Genomic DNA, 25,709 nt, shown 5'->3' with positions numbered 1-25,709 from the left:
CTTGTTAGCCGCCCTAGAGCCGGGCTACACCAAAGCTGTTGGTTTGCAATGGCCGCACCTGGGCCTCGTGACAGATGTCCAGCAAGTAACCCAGCAAGGTCCGGGTGTCGCGCGGGTCGATCAAGCCGTCGTCCCACAGATTGGCGCTGCCGTAGAGTGCCGTGGACTGGCTGTCGAGTTTCTGCGCGGTGACCTGTTCCAGCATGTCGAGCATTTTCGGATCGGGCACCAGGCCGTCCTTGGCCTGTTTGGCCTCGGTGACGATGCGCAGCACTTTGCCCGCCTGTGCGCCGCCCATCACCGCCGTGCGGCTGTTGGGCCAGGCGAAGATGAATCGCGGATCGAGGCCGCGTCCGCACATCGCATAGTTGCCCGCGCCATAGGAGCCACCGACGACGATGGTCAGCTTCGGTACGCGGGCGTTGGCCACCGCTTGAATCATCTTCGCGCCGTGCTTGATCACTCCTTGCTGTTCCGATTCGGTGCCGACCATGAACCCGGTGGTGTTGTGGAAAAACAGCAGCGGCGTCTGGCTCTGGTCGCACAGCTGGATGAACTGGGCGGCCTTGCTCGCGCCTTTTGGCGTGATGGGGCCGTTGTTGCCGATGAAGCCACAGGCGCGGCCCTGGATTTTCAGGTGACCGCAGACGGTCTGCTGATCGAACTCGCCTTTGAATTCAAGAAAGTTCGAAGCGTCGGCAAGACGGGCGATGATTTCGCGTACGTCGTAGGGTTTTTTCGGGTCGTCCGGGATCAGGCCCAGCAGTTCGTCGATGGGGTAGAGCGGCTCCTCCCAGCGACGTTCGGGAAGTGGTGGCAACTGCTCGTTCCACGGCAGCAGGCTGACAATCTCACGTACCTGACGCACACCGTCGGCGTCGTTTTCAGCCAGGTATTCGGCGGTGCCGGCAGTTTGTGCGTGCATCTCGGCGCCACCCAGCTCTTCATCGGTCGCGACTTCGCCAGTGGCGGCCTTGAGCAGCGGCGGGCCGGCGAGAAACAGTTTGGCCTTGCCGCGCACCACCACCACGTAATCCGACAAGCCTGGCTGATAGGCACCGCCCGCCGTGGCCGAGCCGTGGACCACGGTCACCTGCGGCAAGCCCATGGCCGACATCCGTGCCTGATTGGCAAAGCTGCGCGCGCCTTCGACGAAAATTTCCGCCGCGTAATTGAGGTTGGCGCCGCCACTTTCGGCGAGGGTGATCACCGGCAGTTTGTTTTCCATGGCGATCTGTTGCAGGCGCAGGGATTTTTTCAAGCCGCTGGGGGAAATGGTCCCGCCCTTGATCGCGCTGTTGTTCGCCACCACCAGCACACGCACGCCGCACACGTAGCCGATACCGGCGATCAAACCGCCACCGGCGGAGCTGCCATCCTTGTCGTCGTGCAGCTTGTAGCCGGCCAGGCTCGCCAGTTCGAGAAACGGCGCGCCGGGGTCCAGCAGCAGGTTGAGGCGCTCGCGGGGCAACAACTGTCCGCGCTTTTCGAACCTGGGTTTGGCTTCGGCAGCCTTGTTCAGCAAGTTCTGTTCGAGCAAACGTACTTGCTCGATGGCGTTCAGCATCGCCGCACGGTTCTGGGCGAACTGCTCGTTGTGGGGATCGAGTTGCGACTGGATCACCGGCATGGCTTATTCCTTGTCCTTCAACACGTCGGGAATGTAGGCGCGGTGGAATCCGTTGTACGACTCGCTGTTGGTCGCCTTGTGGATCGGCCAGGCGCGTCCGCCGAGGCTGGCGGCGCCGTCGATGCGCAAGGTGCTGCCGCTGACGAACGCCGCTGCCGGGCTGAGCAGGAAAACGATCGCCGCGCTAACCTCCGATTCAGTGCCGATGCGCTTGAGCGGCACGTGCTCGCGCAAGGTTGGAATCACGGCCTTGAAGGCGCCTTCGTAGGTGTCCATGCCGCTGGAGGCAATCCAGCCCGGCGCCACGGCGTTGACCCGCACACCGGCGTGACCCCATTCGTACGCGGCGGTCTTGGTCAGGTTGTCCATGCCTGAACGTGCCGCGCCGGAGTGACCCATGCCGGGCATGCCTCCCCACATGTCGGCGAGCATGTTGACGATGGCGCCGCCGTGCTTGCTCATGGACTGGTTGAACACTTCCCGGGCCATCAGGAAACCGCCCACCAGATTGGTGCGCATCACGGTTTCAAAACCCTTCTGATTGATCGAGGCCAAGGGTGACGGGTACTGCCCACCCGCATTGTTGACCAGGCCATGGATGGGGCCATGCTTGCGGATCAATTCGCTGACCAGGTGCTGCACCGGATCTTCCTCGCGGATGTCGCACACCGCCCAATCGGCCGTGCCGCCGTCTTCGGCAATCTCTGCGGCAACGGTCTTGAGCTTGTCGGCCTTGCGCCCGACCAGCAGCACATGGGCGCCGAGGGCCGCCAGTTCGTGGGCGGTGCAGCGGCCGATGCCACTGCCACCACCGGTGACGATGATGTTTTGGCCGGCAAACAGATCGGCTCTGAAAATCGAATCGTAGGTCATGGCGGCGATCCTCTAGTTGAACTGGTCGGCGATGCGTTGCGGCACCGGGATCTGGATTTCCAGCAGTTGCTGGGCGAAGGCTTTGCCTTGCGGATCGATTCGCAGGCTGGCGACACCGCCGCCGCCGAGGGCGTTTTCCAGCAGGAAATTCAGGCTGTGGCTGGCAGGCAAGTACCAGCGTTCAACCCGTCCGTGGATTGGATCGAGGACGTGGCCCATCCAGTCGACGATCACTTCCGGGGTCAAGGCTTCGGCGATCCATGGCAGGAATTCGGGCTCGCGGGCCATGACGCCGATGTTGCTGTGGTTGCCCTTGTCACCAGAGCGGGCGACCGCCAGTTTGACCAGGGCCACGCTGGCGTCGGCCAGGCCTGTCGGTTTCGGTGGCGCGAGCGGGGCTGGCAGGTCCAGCGGGTCGAGCGCATCGAGAGCGGGCAGGGCAAACGGGTGGCGCTGACCCATGAAATCAATGTCCAGCGTGCAGGCGGTTTTGTCGATCAGGAACGAGAACAGCCGGATCAGCGGATACACCGTCGGCCGGCCACCGACAATGCCGGTCAGCCCGGGCGCCATGCCGGTGGCGGCCTGGGCGATCTCCCGGGAGAACACGATCAATGCCTGCTTGTCCGGATGGCGCACTGCGAGTTTGATCACCACTTCGCGGCTGTCCTGACGCTGGCCGTGGGGGCCGTAGGTGGCCTCGCTGCCGAGCAACTCGATGTTCACCTCGCTGTACGGCGCCCAGCCGCGCTGGCGGAACATTTCCGAGGTCTTGTTGATGATCGCCGCGCTGACTCGCCGTGCCTTGCCGACGGCGTCGATGCCGGCAATCAGGCAACTGGCGGTGCAGCGAAAACCATCGGGGTACGTGGCACTGACCTTGTATTGAGCCGTTGGCGGCAGGCCTTTGGCGCCGTGCACCTGTACCGCATTGCGGCCTTGTTGCAGCAGTTTGACCTGAGTGAAATCGCACACCACGTCGGGCAGCAGATAGGCGCGCGGGTCACCGATTTCGTACAGCATCTGCTCGCCCACTGTCAGCGGCGTGACCAGCCCGCCGGTGCCTTCGGGTTTACTGACGATGAACTGGCTGTCGGCGCTGACTTCGACGATGGGAAAACCGATGTGTTCGTAGTCGGGGACATCGCGCCAATCGGTGAAGTTGCCGCCCGTGCACTGCGCGCCGCATTCGATGATGTGCCCGGCCAGTGCAGCCTGGGCGAGCTTGTCGTAGTCGTGCCACGACCAGCCGAACTCATGTACCAGCGCAGCGCTGACCACCGCACTGTCGACCACGCGCCCGGTGATCACGATGTCCGCGCCCAGGCGCAGGGCTTCGACGATGCCGGGTGCGCCGAGGTAGGCATTGGTCGAGACGCACATCGGTGGCAGGGGCGCGCCGCTGAACATTTCATGAATGCCCAGGCTGCCCAGTTGTTTGAATTGCGGTTGCAGGTCATCACCCAGCAGCACGGCGATCTTCAATGCCACACCGGCCTTGTCGCAGGCCGCTTGCAGGGCGGCGGCGCAGGCCAGGGGGTTGACGCCACCGGCATTGCTGATGACCCGGATGTTGTGCTGTTCAAGCTGCGGCAGCAAGGGCGCGAGGACTTCAATGAAGTCGCCCGCGTAGCCGGCCTGGGGATCTTTCATCCGCGCGCCGGCCATGATCGACAGGGTGATTTCGGCCAGGTAATCGAAGACCAGATAGTCCAGATGCCCGTGTTCCACCAGTTGCGCGGCAGCGGTCGATGTATCGCCCCAGAAGGCGCTGGCGCAACCGATGCGAATTGATTTGGGTGCAGTCCATTCCATAGCCACCTCCAACCGAAGTGCGTCGACATTACCAAGCAAGCGCTTGGTTTGTAAATGACTTGATTTTCTTCTGCCAAGCGCTTGCTTGGTGCCATCTGTCAGCTTAAATTGCCGGCGCAACTCCGGTGTTTTCGGGGGATCGGCGTTATTGATTGATCGACTGTAGGAGAGAACGGGTGGACGAGCAAAAAGCCCTGAGGGTCATGCGTGAATTGGTCAACGACGGCCAATTGACCGACCCGGACAGCGCCCGTGGCAAGCTGCTGCAAGTGGCGGCCCACCTGTTCCGCAACAAAGGCTACGAACGCACGACCGTGCGCGATCTGGCCGGCGCCGTGGGCATTCAGTCCGGGAGTATTTTCCACCACTTCAAAAGCAAGGACGAAATCCTGCGCGCCGTGATGGAAGAAACCATTCGCTACAACACCGCGTTGATGCGTGCGGCCATCGCCGAGGCCGGCAATGTGCGCGAGCGGGTGCTGGCGCTGATCCGCTGTGAATTGCAGTCGATCATGGGGGGCAGCGGCGAGGCCATGGCCGTGCTGGTCTACGAGTGGCGCTCGCTGTCTGAAGACGGGCAGGCCAAGGTCCTGGCACTGCGCGATATCTATGAGGACATCTGGCTGCAAGTGCTGGGCGAAGCCAAGGCCGCCGGGTTTATTCGCGGTGATGTGTTCATCACCCGGCGGTTCCTGACCGGTGCATTGTCCTGGACCACCACCTGGTTTCGCGCCGGAGGCAGCATGAGCCTCGATCAATTGGCTGATGAAGCGTTGATTCTGGTGCTCGAAGACCGCCAGTAAGCTTGTGTTGGCCAGCATTAAACTGGCTAACTGGGCAAAACCGCCTAGCTTGAAGGCATTGATGCCGTTTTATTGGGGAGCGGGGTTGTTTTGATGGGGTCGCCAATTTGGACAGCCTCGCGGCTTTTGCTGGCGATGCTTGCGGCGTCAGCGATGATGCCTTCCCAGGCAGCGCAACTGGTGCGTATTGGTGCCGCGCACTTTCCGCCTTACACCGTACGCCCGGAATCCGGGGCCGACACCGGGTTGCTGCCGCAACTGGTCGGGGCCCTGAACGCCGCGCAAACCGACTACCAGTTTGTCCTTGTACCCACGTCCATTCCCCGGCGATTCGGTGATTTGAAGCAGGGTCGGATCGACATGGCCATCTTCGAGAATCCGGCCTGGGGTTGGCAAGACGTTCCCCACACGGCCGTCGACATGGGGCTGGAGGACGCCGAGATTTTTGTCGCGCAACGCCTGCCCGATCGACAGCAAAGTTACTTTGCCGACCTGAGCGGCAAGCGTCTGGCCCTGTTCAGCGGTTATCACTACGCGTTCGCCAGCTTCAATGCCGAGCCCCAGTACCTGGCGAAAAACTACAACGCCACGCTGACCTATTCCCATGACAGCAATCTGCTGATGGTATTACGCGGCCGGGCCGACATTGCCCTGGTTACGCGCTCCTACCTGAGCGACTATTTGTTGCGCAATGAAAAAGTCGCTGGCGAGTTGCTGGTATCCCAGCGCATCGACCAGATCTATCACCACTACGCCATCCTGCGTCCCGCGGCCCCCATCAGTGGCGAGGCCTTTGGCAAGTTGCTGCAAGGCTTGCGGGACGGCGGCCAGATGCTGAGGATTTTCGATCCGTACAAGATTGCGCTGGTGCCGGTCCCGCACAACGAGCCGGCACCACAAGTCGCCAATTGACGGGCTTATCCTGAATTTCCAGGGGGGGGCTGGCGTCACTTCGGCCCGAGAATCTTCACCAGTTTGTCCGGCGACGGCGCGCCTTGCTGCTGTTGCAGATCTCCCTTGTCGTCCATGTAGAAAATCGCCGGCGTCGCCTGCAATTCCAGCTCTTCCATCAATCGCATGTTGGCCGCGAATTTTGCCTGAATCGCTGGCGGCACTTCCTTCAAGGCCTTGAGCGAGCTGTCCTTGCCTGCGGCTTCGTGATCCTGCAGGGCTTTTTCCGGGTCTTTGGCGGCGAGCAGTGCGGCGGATTTCCCCGGGCTGTCTTCGCGGATGATGCCCACCATGATGTGGCGCAACTGCACCTTGCCGGCCTTGACCCACGGCCGGGCCTGTTCCCAGAACATGTTGCAGTACGGGCAGTTCGGGTCACTGAACAGGTAGACCACGCGCGGCGCATCCTTCTTGCCGTCGCCGATCCAGTTGCTTGTTTCGAACTTGGCCCAGACTTCCTTGGCCATCGGTGCGTACACCAGTTTCTGCAATGGCGCGCTGCTCAGGTCATTGCCCTCGGCGTCATACAGGTTGCCCAGCAACACGTGTTTGCCATCCGGGGTCAGGTACAACGCCATGCCGCGGCTCTGGTATTGCGCGGCATAACCGCGCAAGCCGTCGGGGGCGTCGAACTGGCCGACGATTTTTGCGCCCTTGGCCTCGATTTTCTTGATCGCATCGGGCAATTCTTCGGCCTGCACCGATGGCAGGTGCAGCAGGGCGGCACCGAGGCTCAGGGTCAGCAGGTGGCGGAGGCGGGGCATGGCAATTTCCTTGAAGAGGTGGCAGGTACGGTGTCGAAGTTTTCCAGTGCGCGAGCCAGGCTGGCGTCCGACAACTCGCCCAGATGGCTGCCCAGCAGGCGGCCTTCGGGGCTATAGAACAGCGTAGTCGGCAATGCCATGGAACCGACGGCCTGGCTCAGACGCCCGCCGCCGTCGAACAGCACGTTGGACAGGCTCAGGCCCTGGGTTTCCAGGAAGGTCGCGACGCTTTGCATGCTTTCAGCCTGGTTGACGAACAGGAACGTCAGGTCCGGGCGGTGTCGCTGGGCGTTTTCCAGCACCGGCATTTCCCGGCGGCACGGCGGGCACCAGGTGGCCCAGAGATTGATCACCAACGGGCCACCCTTGTAGTCGGCCAGTTGCACGGTTTCACCGGCGGCATTGCGCAGGGCGATTTCCGGCAGGCGTGTGCCTTGTTCATATATCGACAGGGAAAACGTCGCCAACAACCAGAACGCCAGGCCACTGGCCACGCCAAAGCCCAATGGACGGCGCAACCCCGGGCGACGCCAGCCGCGATACAGCGTGGCGAGCAAAACGACAATCACCCCTGGCCAGGCGAGGAAACCGCCATCGCGCAGGTCAATGATCTGCCACGGATCGTTGTGATAGTGCGCCCAATAGGCCGCCACGAAACTGATTCGGGCCGCCAGCATGCCCAGTAGAAACAGGCTGAACAGCGCCGACTCGGGGTTATCACCGCCACGCTTGGCCACCCGCCAGCCGACAAACGTGGCCAGCGCCAGCGCACTGATCAGCAGCAGATGATTAAGCGCAATGGCAAAGGTGCCGAGGGTGAAGGTCAGCATTAATGGGCGTCTCGGGTATTGGTCCAGCGTTGCAGGAAGGTATCGGCATCGACCTCGCCGGTGATGCGCTGACTGCGACGCTCTTGACCGTCAGCGCCAATCCACAGCAGGCTCGGCGGCCCAGGCACTTTGTAACGACCGAGCAGTTCGCGGCTGGCGGCATTGTCGGCGGTCACGTCCAGTCGGAGCAAGCGCACGTCGTTCAGCGCTTGCAGGACATTGGCTTTGCCGAACACCTGCTTTTCCATGACCTTGCACGACACGCACCAGTCGGCGTAGTAGTCCAGCAGCACCCACTGGCCTTGAGCCTGTGCGGCGTCGAGTTCCCGTTGCAGTGCCAGCGGATCCTTGATGGTGGTAAAGGCATCGTGGCCAACAGGCACGGCAGCCACCGCCTGGTTCGAGGCGCGGAAGACCTGCAATGGCTTGAACGGATCGTCACTGCCACCGGCCGCCCCGATCACCAGCAGGCTGCCCCACAAGCCGAGCAGCAACGAACTGGCGCCAAACAGGTGCGCAATACGGCCGAAACCTTCCGACTGTTTCCAGGCGCTGTAGGCCGCGATCAACAGCAGCGCACCGCACAAGCCGAGCCACAGGGATTCGTCCAGCACCGGACGCAGCATCAGCAACGCGGTGGCAAGGAACAGGAAGCCGAAGATGCCTTTGACCAGGTTCATCCAGGCGCCAGGTTTGGGCATGAAGCGATTGCCGACGGTCACCAGCAACAGCAGCGGCACGCCGATACCGATGCCCATGGCGAACAGAATCAATCCGCCATGCAGCGCGTTACCGCTTTGCGCGATGTAGAGCAGGGCGGCGGCCAGCGGTGCGGTCATGCACGGGCCGACCAGCAGGCCGGACAGAGCGCCCAGCACCCCGGCACCGATCAGACTGCCGCCGCGTTGGTTGCGCGAGACGTTTTCCAGGCGATCGCGCACGGCCACCGGCAGTTGCAGTTCGAAGTAGCCGAACATCGGCAGCGCCAGTAATACGAAAATCGCCGCGAAACTGCCCAGCAGCCAGGGGTTCTGCAGCCAGGCTTGCAGGTTCGCCCCGAGGGAGGCGGCCAGGACACCCATCGCCGCATACACCAGCGCCATGCTGACCACGTAACTGCCGGCCAGGGCGAATCCGCGTTTGGGCGTGGCGCCGCTGCCGACGATCAACCCGGCCAGAATCGGCAGCATCGGCAACGAACACGGGGTGAAGGCCAGCAGCAGGCCGAGGCCGAAGAACACCAGGAGGCTCCAGCCCAGCGCTCGCTGTTGCAGGTCGCTGGCCAATGCCTGGTCCGGTGCTTCGTTGGCTGCATCGGTGGCCGTTATCCCACCCAGATCGACGACCCTGGTTTGCGGCGGATAACACAAGCCGGCATCGGCACAACCTTGGTAACTGACCTTGACTGTACCGCTGGTACCGGCCGGGATCTTCAGTTCCAGACCCTGGCGATAGACCTGCTGCTCACCGAAAAACTCGTCGCTGTGGGCTTCACCTTCCGGCAGCGCGGGATGCTGTGCGACAGGCAAGCCGTCGAATTTCAAACGCTTCTGGTACAGGTAATAGCCGTCGGTGATCTGCCAATAGAGCTGGGTTTCACCGGACTCCAGACGTTCAGAGGTGAACGTGAACGCTTTATCGACCGGGAGAAACTCGGGTTTGGTATCGAATGGATTGGTTCCCGCCTGGGCCAGGCCAGCGATCATGAGGGTGAAAAGTAAAAAAAGACGACGCATGGATAAGCCTTTGCCCTGTGCTAATGAGGTGCACAGTGGCGGGTGGCGATTAACCGATGATTAACCCCGTCCGTTGTGGCATTAAAAATGCGTCGTTTGATTCCGGTTTTTCGGGCAATTGATTGATGAAAGGTGCCTGAATCTGTGGGGGCGAATGCTTAGTTTTCAATTAGTCCTGGCCAGGACACTTCATCGATCGCGATCGGATCCGATAGGCTCCGTTTATTCACGTCAAATCTCAGATATTCATTATTGGTCAGGAAGATATAGAAAAATATGTCGACTAGTGGGTAGTCGTTAAGTACTGTCGTTATCATGCGGTCTTTATATTGCTCCAGTTCGCTCCATATAGAGCCTTTGAGGGGCCTTAATTTCGTTATTTTTTTCAACCACGGATTGTAGATGAGATAGTTTCCGCCCTTCAACAGTACGTGGTAAGTGTGCTTGACTTCCGCCTTTTCATCCCACAGGACACCAATAATTCTGTCAAAGTAAGGTTCCAGTGGCGCCCAGACAGTTTCTGAAATGGTTTTTTTGTATATTACTCTGTCGTCGTATTGGCCGTACTTGCATACCATTGGTGTATTGCCGCTGTAATAGAAAAACCAGGTTATATCACTTTCGGCTTCGAGATTCCAATTAAGGCCCGAAGTGTTAAACCCGAAGCGCAGGTCTTTCACATGTTGGTCGAAGTCGTCCCAGTGAGAGACTACAGTGCTGGGATCATTGTCCGCGACCTTGTTGTCCCCCAAGTTGAAACGAGCGTAGGTGTTCGTGTCCTTGAAAAAAAAGTAAATGCGGTCGGGTCCGCTACGGTGGTCGACAGCTACAAAGTTTTTGAGTTCTGGCATGATCTGATTCCTTTCAGGTTATTTAAGTGGTGAACTACTTCGAAGTGTGCTGTTTTCGGTTCTCGAAGTTGGTGCGAGATTATCGTTTTACTTGGTTGGGTTGTAGGTGTTTTTATCGGCTTTATATTTCCAGGTTAGTTGAGGTCATTAATCTTGCGTGTTCCTGTAAACGCGCGTGACGGGCGCGACGGATGGGCTGGAGCTTTTCCGTGCTGTTCGTCAGTCAGTCTCCTTGCCATAATTGCGGCTTAATCCACAGGTGTTTGACTCGGGTTTTTACTCTTGGAGCGCCCATGCACGTACTGGTTTGCGAAGACGATGAGCTGATCGCCAGCGGCATTGTCGCCGGCCTGACAGCCCAGGGCCTGACCGTGGAACACGTCGCCACGGCATCCGCCGCCCGGGCGATGCTCAAGGTCGCGGAGTTCGATGTCATGGTGCTCGACCTTGGCCTGCCGGACGAAGATGGCCTCAAGCTGCTGCAACAGTTGCGCCATCAAGGCCTGGAGTTGCCGGTATTGATCCTCACCGCGCGTGATTCGGTCACCGACCGCGTCGATGGCCTGCAGGCCGGCGCCGATGATTACCTGCTCAAGCCGTTCGACCTGCGTGAACTGGCTGCGCGCCTGCACACGCTGTTGCGACGGGTGGCGGGCCGCAGCGTCAACCTGATCGAACATGGTGCCCTGACCTACGACCCGAGCAGCCGTGAAACCACGCTCGCGGGGCAGCCGGTGGACCTGTCGCGCCGCGAGCAGTCGCTGCTGCAAGCCCTGTTGCACAACCGGGGGCGGGTGCTGTCCACCGAGCAGCTCAAGGATAGCGTCTACGGTTTCAATGACGAACTGGAAAGCAACGCCCTCAACGTCCATATCCATCACCTGCGGCGCAAGCTCGGCAATGGCATTGTCGAGACCGTGCGCGGCCTGGGCTATCGTCTGGGGCCGGCTGATGGCGGAGAAGAATCGAAGTGATGAGCCTGCGTTTGCGCCTGAGCCTGACGCTCGGCGCCGCATTTGCGTTGATCTGGGCCCTGGCCGCAGCCTGGATGCTCAGCGATTTGCGCAACCAGATGATGTTTTCCCTCGACCAGCGCCTGGTGGCGTCGGCGCGCATGGTCGCCGGCCTGATGGAGCAACTGCCGCCCGTGCCGAGCAAGGGCGAGGGCACCCACTTCAGCGCCGAACAACTGAACATTCCGGGGGGCATGGCGTGCCAGGTCAGCTCGCTGCGCGGTGAAATCCTGGCCCGCAGTCACACCGATCCGCAGCAGACCCTGGAGGCCGAAAAACTGGGTTTTCACGATCAGATGATCGATGGTGCGCCGTGGCGCAGTTTCACGTTGGCCCGGGGCGATCTGCGCATCACCACCGCCGACCGGCAGATCGAGCGCGAAGCCTTGAACATGTCGATCCTGCTGGCTGCTTCGGTACCGGTCGGCGTGGCCTTGCTCGGGTGCCTGTGCCTGCTGTGGCTGGGCATCGGCCAGGGGCTGGCGCCGCTCAACCGCATGCGCGACGCCTTGATGCGCCGCAGCGCCGACTCCCTCGAACCCTTGCAGATCCAGCCGTTGCCCAGCGAGCTGCAACCCTTGCTGGAAACCCAGAACCAGTTGCTCCAACGCATTGGCAAGGCCATCGAGCGCGAACGTCGCCTGACCGGGGACGCGGCCCACGAACTGCGCAGTCCGCTGACGGCGATCAAAACCCACCTGCAAGTGGCACGGATGACCGACGGCAACGCCCGGGACCAGTCCCTGGCCCGGGCCGAAGAGGGCGCGGACCGCATGCATCGGACACTGGAGCAATTGCTGTTGCTGGCGCGAGTCGAGGGCAGCCTGTCTTTCGATGACGGAGTGCAATGCAACGCCGAACAAGTGGCGAAACTGGCGATTCAGGACGCGGCGAGCGGCGATCGTCAACGCATCAGGTTTCAGGCGCCGGGCAAGGTCTCCGCTGCGCCTGTACAGATGCCCGCCGTGCTGTCGATTGCCGCACTGCGCAATTTGCTCGACAACGCGCTGCGTCATACCCCGGCCGACAAAGCGGTGGAGTTGAGCCTGGAAACCACCGGCAATCGCGTGCAGTTCGTGGTGCGCGACCATGGGCCGGGGATTGCCCAAGAGGATTTGCAACACCTGACCCAGCGCTTCTGGCGCAACGGCCAGAGCACCGGTTGTGGTCTGGGCCTGGCGATTGTCCAGGCCATCGTTCAGCGTTGCGGCTGCACGTTGCGTTTCGATAGCCGGCCGGACGGCTTGCGGGTCGAGCTGACGATGCCGCTGCAACCGGTCTGAAAAACACCACACCCCCTGCAGGAGCGAGCTCGCGATGACCGATAACGATAACGCGTGCTTTCTGAATGCACGCGGTGTTCTTGAGTCCATCGCGAGCAGGGCTCGCTCCTGCAAAGGTTGGCGTGTTACCGCCTTGCGCAGGCGCGGGCATCGTCGGTTGTGCTCAGGCGCAGCAGAGAGCTCATGGTGCCTCGATGTCCGCTTGGTCGATTTCCACGACGTGTCCGGGGCCGGCATCGAACAGCACATAGAACTCGGTGCCGGGCTTCTTGAAGGTCAGGGTCGAGTCGGCGCCAAGCCTGCCCGGCAGCAGAATGGTTTCGTCGTTGCCGATCACATCAAGGGTCACGCCCGGCGCGCCGCTGCCATCGGAAAAACCGCCGATGCACTTGATCTGTTCGGCGTCGACGGCCTTGCATTCGCACATCGGGTTATTGGCCAGGGCGCTGGCGTTGAAGCCGACGCAGAGCGCCAGCAACAGGGCTTTGAGTGAGTGAAGAGGGGTGATCATGGTTTGCCTCCTTGTTTGTTCAGCCAGGCGATGGTGGCGGGGGAGGCCTGGCTCAACGGAATGGATGCCTGATGCATGGCGCCGTCCCAGCCTTCCATGGTGATCCACAGTTCGGCGTCGGCCGTGGTCTTTTCCGGGACGGGCAGTGAAGCGCCCATGCGGTACGGCGCGCCGAAGAAAATCGCCCCGGCCGCGCGCAGACTGCGGGGCTTGCCGATGCGCAGGTACGTGGCCTTGACCTGCCCGATACAGGCATCACACAGCGCTGCGTTGAAGCCCTTCATGTAGCCGGCCGGGCCATCGGGCATGGGCGCGGCGTTGTGTAATTCCGCCAGGCGCAGGCTCCATGGGCCGACCCGGACTTCGCCGATTTCCCGTTCGCCAAGGCCACTGTCGCCACGCATCAGCGCCTCGTCGGCGAAGTACTCGGGCATGAAACCGAGTGGAATCAGGAGCAACAGGACGTTCAGGTGAAAGCGCCATGTGTGCCAGAACAGGCTCAGGCGCGAGGGTTGTGCGACCGCGGTGACTTTGCTCACAGGTTGGCCTGCGACGCTTCGTTGCGGGTGGCCACCTGTGCCGTAGTGCCGCGCTGTTGCTTGTTGCCGCGTTTGAAGGCATTGGCCGTGGCCAGTGCGGTGCGCTTGGTCCAGATCAGCAAACCACTGAGTACCATCATGCTCAGCAGCAGACCGAAGAGCGCCCAGATCAACTTGATCCACAGGCCACCGAAGTCGCCGGTGTGCAGGGGGCGCATGGACTCGGTGACGAACTCCAGGGTCGAACGGTCCGAAATCAGGCGCGAGTCAGCGATTTCACCGTTGTACGGGTTAAGGGTGGCGGTCTGGAACATCAGCGGATACCAACCGCGTCCGCCGACTTCCAGATGGCTGTAGGCATTGCCCGGCAGGCTGACGAAACTGGCCTCCAGCCCGGAGATTTCCTGCGTGGCGATTTCAATCGCGCGATCAAGGTCGATACGCGGCGGGGGCGAGCCATCGGGTGACAGCGGCACGGCTTCACGTGACATCGTCGGGATGATCTTTTCCGTGGAAATGGAAATCTGGTTATCGGACAGCAATGCCTGGATCAGGAACCAGGTGCCGGTGATGGAAATCACCGCGATGAACCAGATCGACCAGATACCGCTCAAGCGATGAAAGTCGCCCCAGAAAATTCGCGCACCGTGGCGAACGCGCAGGGTCGGACGGAAAAAACCTTTCCAGAAGCGCTTGTAGACCACCAGCCCGGTGATCAGCGACGCCAGCAAGGGCAAGCCGAGAAACGACACCAGGTACCAGCCCCAGCTATAGCCATTGGTGAACGGCACCAGCCACCAGGCGTGCAGGGCGCGGGTAAAGGCGCGGAAGTTGAATGGCGGCGCGACACCCTGGATCACGCCGCTGTACGGATTGACATAAATCACCACCGAACGCCCGTCGGGGTAGCTGACCTCGACATCCAGGGCGAAGTGCGATTCGTCAGGGCGACTGATGCTCTGCACCATGGTCTGCGGTTCAGCGCGGTTGATGGCTTCGAGGACCCGCTGATAGCTGAGCAGAGGCGCATCGTCCGAGGGCTGGCTGGCGCGCATTGGCGGATTGGCCAGCCAGACGATTTCCTGGCTGATCACCGCCAGGGTGCCGGTCACGCAGACGATCAGCACGAAAAACCAGATCGGCAGCGCCAGCCAGCTATGGACCAGGAACCAGATTTTTGAACGGGACTTCTTTGACATGTTGGAGGTCTTGCCTGGATGAGAGGCCGCTCGGCTGCGGGCTTCGCAGGGACGAGCGCCCTGAAGGTCCGGTCGTGGCATTTGCCTGTGCGAAAGGACTGCATCCAGGTAGGACGGATGAGCAGAGGAAATCCCGAAAGGGGAAATGAAAGAAAATGTTTCGCGAGAGGCAGAGAGGCAGGGCAGCCTGCGCAGGATTTACATTCACTGGAGATCAAACGGTGGGAGCGGGCTTGCTCGCGAAGGCGCAGTGTCAGGCAACATATCTATTGGATGTGCCGGCCTCATCGCGGGCAAGCCCGCTCCCACAGGGGCCTTCAGTGGTCACAAGTCCCGTGTGGGAGCGAGCCTGCTCGCGAAGAGGGCCGAGAGGCTAACGAAGGTCTCAACCCTGCGAAAACATCTCCTTGGCCCGTTGCTCGATCTGTTCCTGAGTCAGATCTTCCTTGTGCGTGGCCAGGAACCACAGATGCCCGTAGGGATCCTTCAAGGTGCCGGAACGGTCACCGTAGAATTGATCCTTGACCTCCGATACCACGGTTGCGCCGGCATCGATGGCCTGTTTGTAGGACTTGTCGACATCTGTCACGTACAGATGCAGACCCACGGACGGTGATTTGTCCGGATTGCTCAGAGGCCCTTGATCGCACGGTGTGCCGAGCATGATCGGGCAATCGCCGATGCGCAGTTCGGCGTGGCCGACACCGCCGTCGGGCATGTTCAGGCGCATGACTTCAATGGCGCCAAAGGCTTTTTTGTAGAAGGCGATGGCGTCGGCGGCCTTGCTGATGCCCAGATAGGGGGTGACGCTGTGATACCCCTCTGGAATGGGTTTGACGCTCATGATGGATCTCCCTGTTCTTGTCGTGTGAATGTCAGTTCCTGTGCCGTTACATGGCCGAATAAATATAGGCCAGCCTCTTGCGCCTCACCGAGTGCCCGACGAGCAGCAACGCCATACAAGTGCCATCAGGCTGGCTGCAGCCAGTGCGCTCCCGGCCCGCGTTCTCCCGGCACATCGCCTGCATTGCACTCTGGTGGACCAGGGCTGATCAGGACAATGATCGCCATTTCCTGATAGCCACTATTGAAAGCGTTGATTTCTGCTGCCCGGGAGGCGCGGGTAGCCTGTGTTCATTGCCTCGAACCCAGTCGCCAGGACGCCAAAATGAAACCGATGATCGCCACTTTGCTGATGCTCGCCGTCTCCGTACTCGCCGGATGTGCCAGCCATGTTGCCCCGGAGCTTCGCCCTTACACGGCTGAAGAAACCAGGGAACTGGCGCTGGAGGCGCTGAACCGTCGCGGATTGTCCTTCGACGAGTACCATGCGAAAAAAGCCGAACTGCTCGGCCAGCCGCAAAAGTCGTTCGGCTTCGACAACCAGGGTGAAATGAACGCCGGGCGATCTGTACAGCTTCACGGTCGTCCAAGCTGAGGCGAAACTGTACCGCTCCAAGTTTCGCGTAACTGTCCATGGGTTTCGCCCAAGGGGTGCGATAGGGTCAACACCTGACCGACCCTGACGGACTCCCCCCATGACACTCTCACTCGACCTGCTGCTGGGCTTCGCCCTGTTCGCCCTCGTCACCTCGATCACGCCCGGCCCGAACAACACCATGTTGCTGGCATCCGGGGTGAACTTCGGCTTCAGCCGCACGATTCCGCACATGCTCGGCATCACCTGTGGCTTCTTTGTACTGGTGGTGGCAGTCGGTTTCGGCCTGGGCGCGGTGTTCCAGACTTATCCTTTGCTCTACACCGTGCTGCGTTATGTGGGGGCGGCGTATTTACTGTACCTGGCGTGGAAAATCGCCCATTCCGGGCCGATGTCGGAGAGTCAGCAGGGCGAGGCGAAACCGATCAGTTATCTGGGCGCCGCCGCATTCCAGTGGGTCAATCCCAAGGCCTGGATCATGGCCATTGGCGCGATCAGCACCTACACGCCGATGCAGGGTTACTTCACCAATGTGATCGTGATTGCGGCCGTTTTTGCCATCATCAACCTGCCGAGCGTCGGCGTCTGGGCTGCTTGTGGCACGCTGTTGCGCAACGTTCTGAAGGATCGCCGCTGGCTGCGCCTGTTCAATTGGGGCATGGCCGCGCTGCTCGTGGGGTCGCTGTATCCGCTGATGCTCGAAAGCTTTAGCTGACGCATTGCTTCAATAGGTTGCCCGATGCCTGTTAAGCTGACTTTTCAGGAGCGTTCCTACGCACTATTAAATGAAGTAGCCCTTCTTTAACGGCATCCGATCAGGTATTGGTAACGTTCTGAAAACAGCGCGCAGCTCACAAGGCTGCGCTTCGCCGTTTACAGTCACGAGCTTCCTGATCCCGGAACACGCTCTGCGAGTCTTTTATGAATAAACGTCCGTTGTATTTCGATTACGCCGCCACCACGCCGGTGGATGAGCGGGTCATCAAGGTGATGGTCGAGTGTCTGGGCTTTACTGGCAATTTCGGCAATCCGGCCTCAAGCTCCCATATCTTCGGCCAACAGGCCCGGCAATCGGTGGAGCAGGCGCGACGCCAGGTCGCCGAACTGGTCGGCGCGACGCCCGAACAGATCGTCTGGACCTCGGGTGCTACCGAATCCAACAACCTCGCGCTCAAGGGCGTAGCACAGGCCCGCGGTGCTGGCGGCGGCCATATCATCACCAGCCAGATCGAACACAAGGCCATTCTCGATACCGCCAGGCAACTGCAGGATGCCGGTGTCGCCGTGACGTTTCTGGTGCCGGACGCCGAAGGGGTGATCACTGCGCAAGCGGTCAGTGAAGCCATGCGCGAGGACACCTTCCTGGTGTCGCTGATGCTGGTCAACAACGAACTGGGTACGCTCAACGATGTTCCCGCCATCGGCCAGGTGGTGCGTGACCGTGGGGCGTTGTTTCATGTCGACGCCGCACAGGGCGCGGGCAAAGTGGCGATCGACCTCGCGCAGTGGCCGGTGGACCTGATGTCGTTTTCCGCGCACAAGCTCTATGGCCCCAAAGGCATCGGTGCGCTGTACGTCGGTCCGCGTGCGCAACAACGATTGCAGGCGCAGATCCATGGTGGCGGGCATGAGGGCGGTTTACGCTCCGGCACCCTGGCGACCCATCAGATCGTGGCCATGGGGTCGGCATTCGCCCTGGCGGCGGCGTCCTTCGATGAAGAGAAAGCCGTCATCGAGCGTTTGCGTGAACGCTTGCTCGAGCAATTGCACGGCATTCCCGGCGTGCGTCTCAACGGCAGTCCGACCCGGCGCATTCCCCATACCCTGAGCCTGACCTTCAGTGAAGGCGAGTTCAACCCGGCGGCATTGCTGGCTTCGATCGCGTTTTCCGCGACCTCGGCCTGCAATTCCGCGAGCAATGCCCCATCCCATGTACTGCTGGCCCTGGGGCATGACGCCCGTTCGGCCAGTCGCACCATCCGCTTGAGCCTCGGGCGTTTCACCACCGAGCAGGATATCGACCAGGCGGTTCAACTGATCAAGGCAGCCTGCGCCAGTGCTCCGGCATTCTGGCAGTAGGGCGACGAAGCGCCGACGATGATCGGCACTCAACAATAATGATGAAGTGGTTAGCAGGAGACACGATGAATACGCAGCTTTCGATCAATGGATCGGTGCCCCAGCGCCTGGCGCAAACCCGCGAACTGATGAGCCGGGAGGGCATTCACGCCTTGCTGGTGCCGTCGGCCGACCCGCACCTGTCCGAATACCTGCCGGGTTACTGGCAGGGGCGCCAGTGGTTGTCGGGTTTCCACGGCTCGGTCGGCACCTTGATCGTGACCCCGGATTTTGCCGGTGTCTGGGCCGACAGCCGTTATTGGGAGCAGGCGACCAAGGAACTCAAGGGCAGCGGCATTGATCTGGTCAAGCTGCAACCGGGTCAACCCGGGCCACTGGAATGGCTGGCCGAGCAAACCCCCGAAGGTGGCGTGGTTGCGGTCGATGGCGCGGTCATGGCCGTGGCTTCGGCACGGACCCTGGGCGGTAAACTTGAAGAGCGTGGAGCGCGCCTGCGCACCGACATCGACCTGTTGAACGGAGTCTGGAGCGACCGCCCAAGCCTGCCGGACGAACCGATCTATCAGCACTTGCCGCCGCAGGCGACCGTCAGCCGTGGCGAAAAACTCGCCAAACTGCGTGAAACCCTCAAGGCAAAGGGTGCCGACTGGCATTTCATCGCCACCCTCGATGACATCGCCTGGCTGTTCAACCTGCGTGGCGGCGACGTGTCGTTCAACCCGGTGTTTGTTTCCTTCGCCCTGATCAATCAGCAACAGGCCACGCTGTTTGTCGCCTTGAGCAAAGTCAGCGCCGAGTTGCGCGCAATCCTCGAACAGGACGGGGTGACCTTGCGCGACTACAGCGAAGTCGCTGCCGCACTGCGCGCCGTGCCGAGCGGCGCGAGCTTGCAAGTCGACCCGGCGCGGGTCACGGCGGGGTTGCTGGACAACCTCGACAGCGGGGTGAAGCTGATCGAAGGCCTGAACCCGACGACCCTGGCCAAATCGCAAAAAAGCCTGGCCGATGCCGAGCACATCCGTCAGGCCATGGAACAGGACGGTGCAGCACTGTGCGAATTCTTCGCCTGGCTGGATTCGGCGTTGGGCCGCGAGCGCATCACCGAGCTGACCATCGACGAAAAACTCACCGCCGCCCGCGAGCGCCGTCCGGATTATGTATCGCTGAGTTTCAACACCATCGCCGCGTTCAACGCCAATGGCGCGATGCCGCACTACCACGCTACCGAAGAAGAACATGCGGTAGTCGAGGGGGACGGTCTGCTGTTGATCGACTCCGGCGGCCAGTACCTGGGCGGCACCACCGATATCACGCGGATGGTTGCGGTGGGCACGCCGACCGATGAGCAAAAACGCGATTGCACTCGCGTGCTCAAAGGCGTGATTGCCTTGTCCCGCGCGCAGTTCCCCAAAGGCATTCTGTCGCCGCTGCTCGACGCCATCGCGCGCGCGCCCATCTGGGCTGAAAGTGTCGACTATGGCCACGGCACCGGTCATGGCGTCGGTTACTTCCTGAACGTCCACGAAGGTCCGCAAGTCATCGCCTATCAGGCCGCACCTGCACCGCAAACCGCGATGCAGCCCGGGATGATCACGTCCATTGAGCCGGGCACCTATCGTCCGGGTCGTTGGGGGGTGCGCATTGAAAACCTGGCGATGAACCGTGAAGCGGGCAAAAACGAATTCGGCGAGTTCCTGAAGTTCGAAACATTGACCCTGTGCCCGATCGACACGCGTTGCCTGGAAACTTCGCTGTTGTCCGAGGAGGAGAAGCAGTGGTTCAACGCTTACCACGCTGAAGTGCGCGAACGCCTGAGCCCGTTGGTCGAAGGTGCCGCGCTGGAGTGGCTGAATACCCGCACCGCGGCTATTTGATGTGAAGTTCGGGCGCGTTTTCCAGCGCCTGAGCCATATAGTCGACAAAGGCTTTGACCCTGGCGGATTGGCGACGATTTGCCGGGGATACGGCATGTATCGGCAGCGACAGCGTGCTGTAACCCTGCAAAATCGCGATCACCCGGCCAGCGATCAGGTCTTCATTGAATAGCCACACCGGTGATAGCGCAATTCCCAATCCCCCCAGCACCAGTTCACGGATCGCCTCGGAATTGTTGCTCTGTGCATTGCCCTTGATCCGCACTTCGTGACGTTGGGCGTCCTTTGTGTACACCCACAGGTTTTGACTGCTCAGCAGGTTGAACATCAGGCAGTTGTGTCTGCTCAGTTCCTGCGGTGTTTGCGGTTGGCCGTATTGCCTGAGGTAGTCAGGTGATGCGACGGTCACCCGATGGGTCGTGCCAACAAGGCGAGCGATCAGGCCGCTGTCGTTCAGGGCTCCAATGCGGAATGTGACGTCCAGCCCTTCGTTGACCAGATCCTGGTTTTGGTCGCTCAGTTGCAGGTCTATCTGTACCTCAGGGTAGTGTTTGAGAAAGTCCGGCAACCGGGGGGCGATCTGCAAGCGGCCGAAACTCACCGACGAGCCGATTTTCAACGGCCCGGCGACCTTTTCGCGACCGGATTGAAAGCTATGTTCTGCCGCATCCACGGCGGCGAGGATGCCCCGGCATTCGTTGTAATAGCGCTGACCTTCGTCCGTCAGGGATAACTTGCGGGTGCTGCGGGCAATCAGCTTTCCTCCCAATCGAGCTTCCAGCGCCTGCAGCACTTTGCTGATGGTCGGCTGGCTGTTCTGCATCTCCCGGGCAACGGCAGAAAAGCTGCCCCGTTCGACCACTCGCACGAAAATCGCCATTGCGTTGAGTTTGTCCACGGGATTCCTCATTGATGCTTTATTGGCATGATCACTATAGCGATATGGCGTCTTATCGGCATGAGTTGGGCGAAGCAAGATTAGCCCCACATTCACTTCTGATGGGACATGGCGAAATGACTGACTCACTGAATATGCGCGCTCTGATGGTCGACTCGGCCAATGCGCCGTTACGTTTGGTTTCCATTGCACGTCCGGTGCCGCAGGCGGGGCAGGTATTGGTCAGGATCAAGGCCAGCGGTGTGAATCCGCTGGATGGCAAAATCCGCTCCGGGCAAGCAGCCCATGCAGGTCAGCCATTGCCGGCGATACTGGGGATGGATCTGGCCGGGACCGTAGAGGCGCTGGGAGAGGGCGTCAGTGGCTGGCTTGTGGGAGACGAGGTGTACGCCATGGCCACAGGTATTGGTGGTATTCAGGGCTCTTTGGCCGAATACGCGGCGGTCGATGCGCGACTGTTGGCTCGCAAACCGCTCAACCTGAGCGTGCGTGAGGCTGCCGGTTTGCCGCTGGTGCTGATCACTGCTTGGGAAGGGCTGGTGGACCGGGCTCGCGTTCGGCCCGGGCAGAAGGTTTTGATCCATGGCGGTGCCGGTGGTGTCGGACATGTCGCCGTGCAAATCGCCCGCGCTTTTGGCGCTGAGGTTTTCGCCACGGGCTCGGCCGGGCAGCAATCGATCATCGAAGGGTTCGGTGCAACCTTTATCGATTATCGCAAGTCTTCGGTCGAGGACTATGTGGTGCAACATACGGCCGGCGAGGGCTTCGACATTGTCTATGACACGGTGGGAGGCGAAACCCTGGATGCGTCATTCAAGGCTGCGCGGATGTATCACGGTCATGTGCTCAGTTGCCTGGGGTGGGGGCAGCACAGCCTGGCACCGCTTTCCTTTCGCGGGGCGACTTACTCCGGTGTCTTCACTTTGCTGCCGCTCTTGACGGGCCAGGGACGTGAGCATCACGGCGAGATTCTGCACGAGGCGGCACGGCTGATTGAGGCGGGTCAGCTCGTACCTTTGCTTGACCCGCACCTGTTCACTTTGCAAACCGCAGAAGCCGCCCATCTACTGCTCTTGTCGGGAGCGGCAAAGGGGCGGTTGGTGGTCGAGATTTAACGCAAGGCCTCGAGCACGAAGTCGAGTCGATCCTGGCCGAAGTACAACTGGTTGTCGACAAACATGCTTGGGGCTCCGAATACGCCTCGCGCTACGGCTTTTTCGGTGTTGTCCTTGAGCAGGGCTTTGACTTCCTCATCGGCGGTCAGGGCCAGTACTTCCTGTGGATCGAACCCGTGTTCGCTGAGCACTGCCGCAACGGTTGCCGGATCATCCAGGCTGCGACCGTCGACCCAGATTGCCTTGAACAGGCAATCGATGAAGGCGGCAAAACGTTCAGGGTGGCGCAGCTGCATGCCTGTTACGGCACGCATCAGCATCAAGGTGTTGATCGGGAAGTGGGGATTGAACTTCAGAGGCACGCCATAGCGTTTGGCGTAGCGGTCCAGATCCTGAAACATATAGCGGCCCTTGGCCGGGACCGTCACCGGAGAGGCGTTGCCAGTGGCTTTGAACACCCCACCCAGCAAGAACGGAATGTAGATCAACTGAGCGTCGGTCTGTGCGCAGATCTTCGGTAGCTGGGTGTAGGCCAGATAGGTGGCGGGGCTGCCGAGGTCGAAGTAGAACTCCACGGTTTTGCTCATATTCAAGGCACTCGTCTTATTGTTGTGCAGGAGAAGTTACCAGCGTTCGCTCCAGGGGCGAAGGTCCAGCTCGAAAGTCCAGGCATCGCGGGGCTGGCTGTGCAGGTACCAGTAGTTTTCGGCGATATGCTCGGGATTGAGGATGCCATCCTGGTCCTTGGTGGCGTATTTCTCCGGGAAGCTTTCACGAATGAAGTCGGTATCGATGGCGCCGTCGACGACGACATGGGCAACGTGAATATTCATCGGGCCGAGCTCTCGGGCCATGCTTTGCGCCAGTGCACGAATGCCGTGCTTGGCCCCCGCAAAGGCGGCGAACCCGGCAGCGCCACGCATGCCGGCGGTGGCGCCAGTGAACAGGATCGTGCCCCGCTGGCGCTTGGCCATGCGCTTGGCGACTTCACGCGCGTTGAGAAAACCGGAAAAACAGGCCATTTCCCAGATCTTGAAATACTTGCGGGCGGTTTCTTCGAGAATGCTGCACGGCACATTGGCGCCGATGTTGAAGACGAATGCTTCGATGGGGCCAATCTGACTCTCGATCTGCTCGACCAGCGCGATCACGTCTTCCTCCTTGCGTGCATCACAGGCGAAACCGTAGGCCTCGCCGCCATCGGCCTTGATGGCGTCCACCAGTGGCTGGAGTTTGTCCGCACTGCGGCGGGTGACGCAGGCGACAAAACCCTCTTGGGCAAAACGCTTGGCAATGGCGCCGCCGGTGGCATCACCTGCACCGACGACCAGTACGACCTTCTTGTTATTCATGGGTAGATCCCTTTTGGTAAACGATCGTTAACTAAACGAACGTTATGCTACGATTCGACAGGCGTCAAGGCGATCAACTTTGGGAGAAGGACAATGCGTTATTCGGCCAGTCACAAGCTGGAAACCAGGCAAAGGCTGCTGGAAAGCAGTGCTGTTTCGGCCAAGAAGTCCGGATTTTCAACGGTGGGCGTGGACGGCCTGATGAAAGCGATTGGCCTGAGTGGCGGTGCCTTCTACAGCCACTTCTCGTCGAAAGACGAGTTGTTCGCAACTATTGTCGAGCGTGAGTTGGGGCAGAGCCTGGCGCGATTGGGAGAAGGGCAGGACCGTGAAAAGCTTGAGCGCTGCTTGAAGCTGTACCTGAGCATGTCTCACGTCGAAAATCCGGAAACCGGTTGTGCATTACCGGCATTGGGGGCGGAAATCGCCCGTTCCGACGTGACTGTCCGCCAACAGGCAGAGCACTGGATTTGTCGGCTTCAGGAAAGTTGGGCTGGTGTTCTGCAAAGCGACAGCCTGGCGTGGGCGATTCTGTCGCAATGTATTGGCGCGCTGGTCGTGGCGCGTATGCTGGCTAATCCGGATATCCAGCGCGCGGTGCTGAAGTCCAGTTACGAGGAAATTGGCCGTCAGATCGCAAGTCCGAGAACCTGACGCGACGGCCCTGCCTATTTGCAGATGACAATCATGCTGCGGCTGGTATAACCCGCAGGATTGAGGCCAAACGGATAATCGCCGGGTTCCTCCACGGCATCTCCCGACTTGGCAATGACCTTGTATCCCTTGGGTGCGCAGGAGTTGGCGGCGCTGGTGTAGCATTTGTCCCAGGACGAAGACAGTCCGGAACAGTTGATGTGTAACCCTTTCCTGCCGTGCTTGATCTGTGTTTTTGATGTCGCTGCGCAGCCCGCAATTGCAAGTACGGCGATCAGTATCAAAATTCGTTTCATTACTGTCCTTATAGCGTCCCCGGATCTTGTGCCCGGGTCTGACTGCGTTCGCTTTCGATTGACGCGTATCGATATCCCTATCTGAAATTGTCCATGGTCTGATTCTGGGGTGCGGGGCTAAACATGGCCTAATTGAGCGGCAAATACCAGAGCCGTGTCATATCGGTCATCAATCTGCCGCTACGGCGGGTCTGGCGGCGGTGCTCATGGTCATGGTTGCACCGACGGATGCCAGAATGATGCACAGGATCGCCATCCATTGCGACAGCGAGAGGTATTCGTGAAGGAACAGCAGGCCCGATAACGCGCCGAAGGCGGGCTCAATGCTCATCAGCGTGCCGAAGGTTCTGGCAGGCATGCGGGTCAGGGCGACCATCTCCAGGGTGTAGGGGAGGGCTGTGGACAAGACGGCGACGCCGAGGGCCACAGGGATCAAAGAAGGGGTCAGCAAAGCGGAACCGGCATGGACAATACCGATAGGGGCTACGAAGAGCGCAGCGATCATTACCCCCAGCGCGGCAGTCTGCACGCCATTATCGGCTCCCGCCTTTTGCCCGAACAAAATGTACAGTGCCCAGCAGACCCCGGCACCCAAGGCATAACCGGCGCCGACCAGGTCGATGCCTGCGCTCGCTTCGCCTGTCGGTATCAGCAACAGCAAGCCGACGGCAGCCAGGGCGATCCACAAGAAGTCGATCGCGCGACGCGAGGCGTAGATCGCCACGGCCAATGGCCCGGTGAACTCAAGCGCCACCGCAATGCCCAGAGGAACGGTTTGCAGTGACATATAGAAGAGGAAGTTCATGCCGCCCAGCGCCATGCCGTAAATGATGACGGTGCGCAGGGATCTTGCGGTGAGTTTTGCCCGCCATGGACGCAGTATCAACATCATGATCACGCTGGCAAAAATCAGGCGTAATGTTGTCGTCCCTTGAGGGCCGACAACAGAGAACATGCTTTTGGCCAGGGAAGCTCCGGACTGGATCGACGCCATGGCTATGAGCAGCAGCCCAACCGAGAACAGAGTTGAGGCGAGGCTGCGAGGCTGATCATTCATTGCGTGGCATCGTCCGAAAAGGGGGGAACAAGGAGATCTCTCTAACTATTGGGCAATATACTGCGCATTCCCCGCAGGCGCGTCTATATATAAGCAGTGTTTTTGCGCATATCGGTAGAAAACCATAATCGGTGCTTGACGGCAGATT

At 60.5% G+C, this 25,709-nt stretch carries 26 protein-coding genes; 10 read left to right on the top strand and 16 right to left on the bottom strand.

Annotation, left to right across the window (positions count from 1 at the left end; translation table 11 throughout):
• Positions 1–13 precede the first annotated feature (13 nt).
• The 3 genes from atuC to ACLD1X_RS20565 are packed head-to-tail and all read right to left on the bottom strand — an operon-like array spanning position 14 to position 4,318.
• On the bottom strand, positions 14–1,630 hold the full coding sequence (gene atuC / locus ACLD1X_RS20575) for a geranyl-CoA carboxylase subunit beta (protein WP_429370760.1): 1,617 nt from the start codon (positions 1,628–1,630) through the stop codon (positions 14–16).
• A 3-nt stretch (positions 1,631–1,633) separates the two neighbouring features.
• A complete protein-coding gene (locus tag ACLD1X_RS20570; protein WP_429370758.1) occupies positions 1,634–2,503 on the bottom strand; it encodes an SDR family oxidoreductase in 870 nt (289 codons plus the stop codon).
• A gap of 12 nt (positions 2,504–2,515) precedes the next feature.
• A complete protein-coding gene (locus tag ACLD1X_RS20565) occupies positions 2,516–4,318 on the bottom strand; it encodes an acyclic terpene utilization AtuA family protein (protein ID WP_429370756.1) in 1,803 nt (600 codons plus the stop codon).
• A 176-nt stretch (positions 4,319–4,494) separates the two neighbouring features.
• Here ACLD1X_RS20565 and ACLD1X_RS20560 point away from each other — a divergent pair, with 176 nt between their 5' ends.
• Positions 4,495–5,121 (top strand): TetR/AcrR family transcriptional regulator, encoded by a 627-nt coding sequence (locus tag ACLD1X_RS20560; RefSeq protein WP_429370754.1) that lies wholly within the window; start codon positions 4,495–4,497, stop codon positions 5,119–5,121.
• A gap of 93 nt (positions 5,122–5,214) precedes the next feature.
• The gene (locus ACLD1X_RS20555) at positions 5,215–6,033 is read left to right on the top strand and encodes a substrate-binding periplasmic protein (RefSeq protein WP_429370752.1); all 819 of its coding nucleotides are present in this window, start codon (positions 5,215–5,217) and stop codon (positions 6,031–6,033) included.
• 35 nt (positions 6,034–6,068) lie between these two features.
• Here ACLD1X_RS20555 and dsbG read toward each other — a convergent pair whose 3' ends face one another.
• The 4 genes from dsbG to ACLD1X_RS20535 all read right to left on the bottom strand — a co-directional run bounded on the left by dsbG (position 6,069) and on the right by ACLD1X_RS20535 (position 10,253).
• Entirely contained in the window at positions 6,069–6,836 is a 768-nt protein-coding gene (dsbG, locus tag ACLD1X_RS20550; RefSeq protein WP_429370750.1) for a thiol:disulfide interchange protein DsbG, read from the bottom strand.
• Complete coding sequence (locus tag ACLD1X_RS20545; RefSeq protein ID WP_429370748.1) at positions 6,812–7,666, bottom strand: prolipoprotein diacylglyceryl transferase family protein; 855 nt, start codon at positions 7,664–7,666, stop codon at positions 6,812–6,814. Before ACLD1X_RS20545 ends, dsbG begins: the two co-directional genes overlap by 25 nt.
• Positions 7,666–9,402, bottom strand: coding sequence for a protein-disulfide reductase DsbD (dsbD, locus tag ACLD1X_RS20540; protein WP_429370746.1), 1,737 nt, complete (start codon positions 9,400–9,402; stop codon positions 7,666–7,668). Before dsbD ends, ACLD1X_RS20545 begins: the two co-directional genes overlap by 1 nt.
• A gap of 158 nt (positions 9,403–9,560) precedes the next feature.
• Positions 9,561–10,253 carry a hypothetical protein gene (locus ACLD1X_RS20535; protein WP_429370744.1) on the bottom strand — a complete coding sequence of 231 codons (693 nt, stop codon included), beginning with the start codon at positions 10,251–10,253 and terminating at the stop codon, positions 9,561–9,563.
• 293 nt (positions 10,254–10,546) lie between these two features.
• Here ACLD1X_RS20535 and ACLD1X_RS20530 point away from each other — a divergent pair, with 293 nt between their 5' ends.
• Together ACLD1X_RS20530 and ACLD1X_RS20525 are read left to right on the top strand one after the other, a co-directional pair.
• Positions 10,547–11,227, top strand: coding sequence for a response regulator (locus ACLD1X_RS20530; protein ID WP_008020398.1), 681 nt, complete (start codon positions 10,547–10,549; stop codon positions 11,225–11,227).
• Positions 11,224–12,549 carry an ATP-binding protein gene (locus tag ACLD1X_RS20525; RefSeq protein ID WP_429370741.1) on the top strand — a complete coding sequence of 442 codons (1,326 nt, stop codon included), beginning with the start codon at positions 11,224–11,226 and terminating at the stop codon, positions 12,547–12,549. The genes ACLD1X_RS20530 and ACLD1X_RS20525 overlap by 4 nt, the downstream gene beginning before the upstream one ends.
• Before the next feature lie 181 nt (positions 12,550–12,730).
• Here the strand turns inward: ACLD1X_RS20525 and ACLD1X_RS20520 are convergent, their stop codons facing one another.
• The 4 genes from ACLD1X_RS20520 to ACLD1X_RS20505 form a co-directional block, all read right to left on the bottom strand.
• Positions 12,731–13,060 carry a hypothetical protein gene (locus ACLD1X_RS20520; protein ID WP_429370739.1) on the bottom strand — a complete coding sequence of 110 codons (330 nt, stop codon included), beginning with the start codon at positions 13,058–13,060 and terminating at the stop codon, positions 12,731–12,733.
• A complete protein-coding gene (locus tag ACLD1X_RS20515; protein ID WP_429370737.1) occupies positions 13,057–13,599 on the bottom strand; it encodes a thiamine pyrophosphate-binding protein in 543 nt (180 codons plus the stop codon). Before ACLD1X_RS20515 ends, ACLD1X_RS20520 begins: the two co-directional genes overlap by 4 nt.
• Positions 13,596–14,798, bottom strand: coding sequence for a PepSY-associated TM helix domain-containing protein (locus ACLD1X_RS20510; RefSeq protein ID WP_429370735.1), 1,203 nt, complete (start codon positions 14,796–14,798; stop codon positions 13,596–13,598). Before ACLD1X_RS20510 ends, ACLD1X_RS20515 begins: the two co-directional genes overlap by 4 nt.
• Positions 14,799–15,183: 385 nt before the next feature.
• On the bottom strand, positions 15,184–15,642 hold the full coding sequence (locus ACLD1X_RS20505) for a VOC family protein (RefSeq protein ID WP_429370733.1): 459 nt from the start codon (positions 15,640–15,642) through the stop codon (positions 15,184–15,186).
• Between the two features lie 324 nt (positions 15,643–15,966).
• Here ACLD1X_RS20505 and ACLD1X_RS20500 point away from each other — a divergent pair, with 324 nt between their 5' ends.
• The 4 genes from ACLD1X_RS20500 (at position 15,967) to ACLD1X_RS20485 (ending at position 20,189) form a co-directional block, all read left to right on the top strand.
• On the top strand, positions 15,967–16,236 hold the full coding sequence (locus tag ACLD1X_RS20500) for a hypothetical protein (protein ID WP_429370731.1): 270 nt from the start codon (positions 15,967–15,969) through the stop codon (positions 16,234–16,236).
• 100 nt (positions 16,237–16,336) lie between these two features.
• Positions 16,337–16,951 (top strand): LysE family translocator, encoded by a 615-nt coding sequence (locus ACLD1X_RS20495; RefSeq protein ID WP_429370729.1) that lies wholly within the window; start codon positions 16,337–16,339, stop codon positions 16,949–16,951.
• Positions 16,952–17,157: 206 nt separating this feature from the next.
• Positions 17,158–18,315, top strand: a complete 1,158-nt coding sequence (locus tag ACLD1X_RS20490; protein ID WP_429370727.1) for a cysteine desulfurase family protein — start codon at positions 17,158–17,160, stop codon at positions 18,313–18,315.
• 65 nt (positions 18,316–18,380) lie between these two features.
• Positions 18,381–20,189, top strand: a complete 1,809-nt coding sequence (locus ACLD1X_RS20485) for an aminopeptidase P family protein (protein ID WP_429370725.1) — start codon at positions 18,381–18,383, stop codon at positions 20,187–20,189.
• Here ACLD1X_RS20485 and ACLD1X_RS20480 read toward each other — a convergent pair.
• Entirely contained in the window at positions 20,182–21,099 is a 918-nt protein-coding gene (locus ACLD1X_RS20480) for a LysR family transcriptional regulator (RefSeq protein ID WP_429370931.1), read from the bottom strand. The two genes, ACLD1X_RS20485 and ACLD1X_RS20480, sit on opposite strands and share 8 nt — an antisense overlap.
• A 104-nt stretch (positions 21,100–21,203) precedes the next feature.
• On the opposite strand from ACLD1X_RS20480, the gene ACLD1X_RS20475 reads away from it, so the two are divergent.
• On the top strand, positions 21,204–22,202 hold the full coding sequence (locus tag ACLD1X_RS20475; protein ID WP_429370723.1) for a zinc-dependent alcohol dehydrogenase family protein: 999 nt from the start codon (positions 21,204–21,206) through the stop codon (positions 22,200–22,202).
• On the opposite strand, the gene ACLD1X_RS20470 is transcribed toward ACLD1X_RS20475, so the two are convergent.
• Together ACLD1X_RS20470 and ACLD1X_RS20465 are read right to left on the bottom strand one after the other, a co-directional pair.
• The gene (locus ACLD1X_RS20470) at positions 22,199–22,789 is read right to left on the bottom strand and encodes a 2-hydroxychromene-2-carboxylate isomerase (RefSeq protein WP_429370721.1); all 591 of its coding nucleotides are present in this window, start codon (positions 22,787–22,789) and stop codon (positions 22,199–22,201) included. The two genes, ACLD1X_RS20475 and ACLD1X_RS20470, sit on opposite strands and share 4 nt — an antisense overlap.
• Before the next feature lie 36 nt (positions 22,790–22,825).
• Positions 22,826–23,554, bottom strand: a complete 729-nt coding sequence (locus ACLD1X_RS20465) for an SDR family oxidoreductase (protein WP_429370719.1) — start codon at positions 23,552–23,554, stop codon at positions 22,826–22,828.
• 93 nt (positions 23,555–23,647) lie between these two features.
• Between ACLD1X_RS20465 and ACLD1X_RS20460 the strand changes: the two genes are divergently transcribed.
• The gene (locus tag ACLD1X_RS20460; protein WP_429370717.1) at positions 23,648–24,208 is read left to right on the top strand and encodes a TetR/AcrR family transcriptional regulator; all 561 of its coding nucleotides are present in this window, start codon (positions 23,648–23,650) and stop codon (positions 24,206–24,208) included.
• Positions 24,209–24,222: 14 nt separating this feature from the next.
• On the opposite strand, the gene ACLD1X_RS20455 is transcribed toward ACLD1X_RS20460, so the two are convergent.
• Both ACLD1X_RS20455 and rhtA read right to left on the bottom strand, forming a co-directional pair.
• On the bottom strand, positions 24,223–24,504 hold the full coding sequence (locus ACLD1X_RS20455; RefSeq protein ID WP_429370715.1) for a hypothetical protein: 282 nt from the start codon (positions 24,502–24,504) through the stop codon (positions 24,223–24,225).
• Between the two features lie 169 nt (positions 24,505–24,673).
• Entirely contained in the window at positions 24,674–25,561 is an 888-nt protein-coding gene (gene rhtA, locus ACLD1X_RS20450) for a threonine/homoserine exporter RhtA (protein WP_429370713.1), read from the bottom strand.
• Positions 25,562–25,709: the final 148 nt, after the last annotated feature.

The organism is Pseudomonas sp. 18173, from assembly GCF_050432945.1.
Classification (GTDB): domain Bacteria; phylum Pseudomonadota; class Gammaproteobacteria; order Pseudomonadales; family Pseudomonadaceae; genus Aquipseudomonas.
Note: the sequence above shows the minus strand (reverse complement) of the source record. Positions and strands in the feature narration are given on the sequence as shown.

Bases quoted from the DNA above. Each gene is read 5' to 3' on its own strand.
- atuC (WP_429370760.1), bottom strand. From the start codon at position 1,630: ATGCCGGTGATCCAGTCGCAACTCGATCCCCACAACGAGCAGTTCGCC.
- ACLD1X_RS20570 (WP_429370758.1), bottom strand. From the start codon at position 2,503: ATGACCTACGATTCGATTTTCAGAGCCGATCTGTTTGCCGGCCAAAAC.
- ACLD1X_RS20565 (WP_429370756.1), bottom strand. From the start codon at position 4,318: ATGGAATGGACTGCACCCAAATCAATTCGCATCGGTTGCGCCAGCGCC.
- ACLD1X_RS20555 (WP_429370752.1), top strand. From the start codon at position 5,215: ATGGGGTCGCCAATTTGGACAGCCTCGCGGCTTTTGCTGGCGATGCTT.
- dsbG (WP_429370750.1), bottom strand. From the start codon at position 6,836: ATGCCCCGCCTCCGCCACCTGCTGACCCTGAGCCTCGGTGCCGCCCTG.
- ACLD1X_RS20545 (WP_429370748.1), bottom strand. From the start codon at position 7,666: ATGCTGACCTTCACCCTCGGCACCTTTGCCATTGCGCTTAATCATCTG.
- dsbD (WP_429370746.1), bottom strand. From the start codon at position 9,402: ATGCGTCGTCTTTTTTTACTTTTCACCCTCATGATCGCTGGCCTGGCC.
- ACLD1X_RS20535 (WP_429370744.1), bottom strand. From the start codon at position 10,253: ATGCCAGAACTCAAAAACTTTGTAGCTGTCGACCACCGTAGCGGACCC.
- ACLD1X_RS20530 (WP_008020398.1), top strand. From the start codon at position 10,547: ATGCACGTACTGGTTTGCGAAGACGATGAGCTGATCGCCAGCGGCATT.
- ACLD1X_RS20520 (WP_429370739.1), bottom strand. From the start codon at position 13,060: ATGATCACCCCTCTTCACTCACTCAAAGCCCTGTTGCTGGCGCTCTGC.
- ACLD1X_RS20510 (WP_429370735.1), bottom strand. From the start codon at position 14,798: ATGTCAAAGAAGTCCCGTTCAAAAATCTGGTTCCTGGTCCATAGCTGG.
- ACLD1X_RS20505 (WP_429370733.1), bottom strand. From the start codon at position 15,642: ATGAGCGTCAAACCCATTCCAGAGGGGTATCACAGCGTCACCCCCTAT.
- ACLD1X_RS20500 (WP_429370731.1), top strand. From the start codon at position 15,967: ATGAAACCGATGATCGCCACTTTGCTGATGCTCGCCGTCTCCGTACTC.
- ACLD1X_RS20495 (WP_429370729.1), top strand. From the start codon at position 16,337: ATGACACTCTCACTCGACCTGCTGCTGGGCTTCGCCCTGTTCGCCCTC.
- ACLD1X_RS20490 (WP_429370727.1), top strand. From the start codon at position 17,158: ATGAATAAACGTCCGTTGTATTTCGATTACGCCGCCACCACGCCGGTG.
- ACLD1X_RS20485 (WP_429370725.1), top strand. From the start codon at position 18,381: ATGAATACGCAGCTTTCGATCAATGGATCGGTGCCCCAGCGCCTGGCG.
- ACLD1X_RS20480 (WP_429370931.1), bottom strand. From the start codon at position 21,099: ATGAGGAATCCCGTGGACAAACTCAACGCAATGGCGATTTTCGTGCGA.
- ACLD1X_RS20475 (WP_429370723.1), top strand. From the start codon at position 21,204: ATGACTGACTCACTGAATATGCGCGCTCTGATGGTCGACTCGGCCAAT.
- ACLD1X_RS20470 (WP_429370721.1), bottom strand. From the start codon at position 22,789: ATGAGCAAAACCGTGGAGTTCTACTTCGACCTCGGCAGCCCCGCCACC.
- ACLD1X_RS20465 (WP_429370719.1), bottom strand. From the start codon at position 23,554: ATGAATAACAAGAAGGTCGTACTGGTCGTCGGTGCAGGTGATGCCACC.
- ACLD1X_RS20460 (WP_429370717.1), top strand. From the start codon at position 23,648: ATGCGTTATTCGGCCAGTCACAAGCTGGAAACCAGGCAAAGGCTGCTG.
- ACLD1X_RS20455 (WP_429370715.1), bottom strand. From the start codon at position 24,504: ATGAAACGAATTTTGATACTGATCGCCGTACTTGCAATTGCGGGCTGC.
- rhtA (WP_429370713.1), bottom strand. From the start codon at position 25,561: ATGAATGATCAGCCTCGCAGCCTCGCCTCAACTCTGTTCTCGGTTGGG.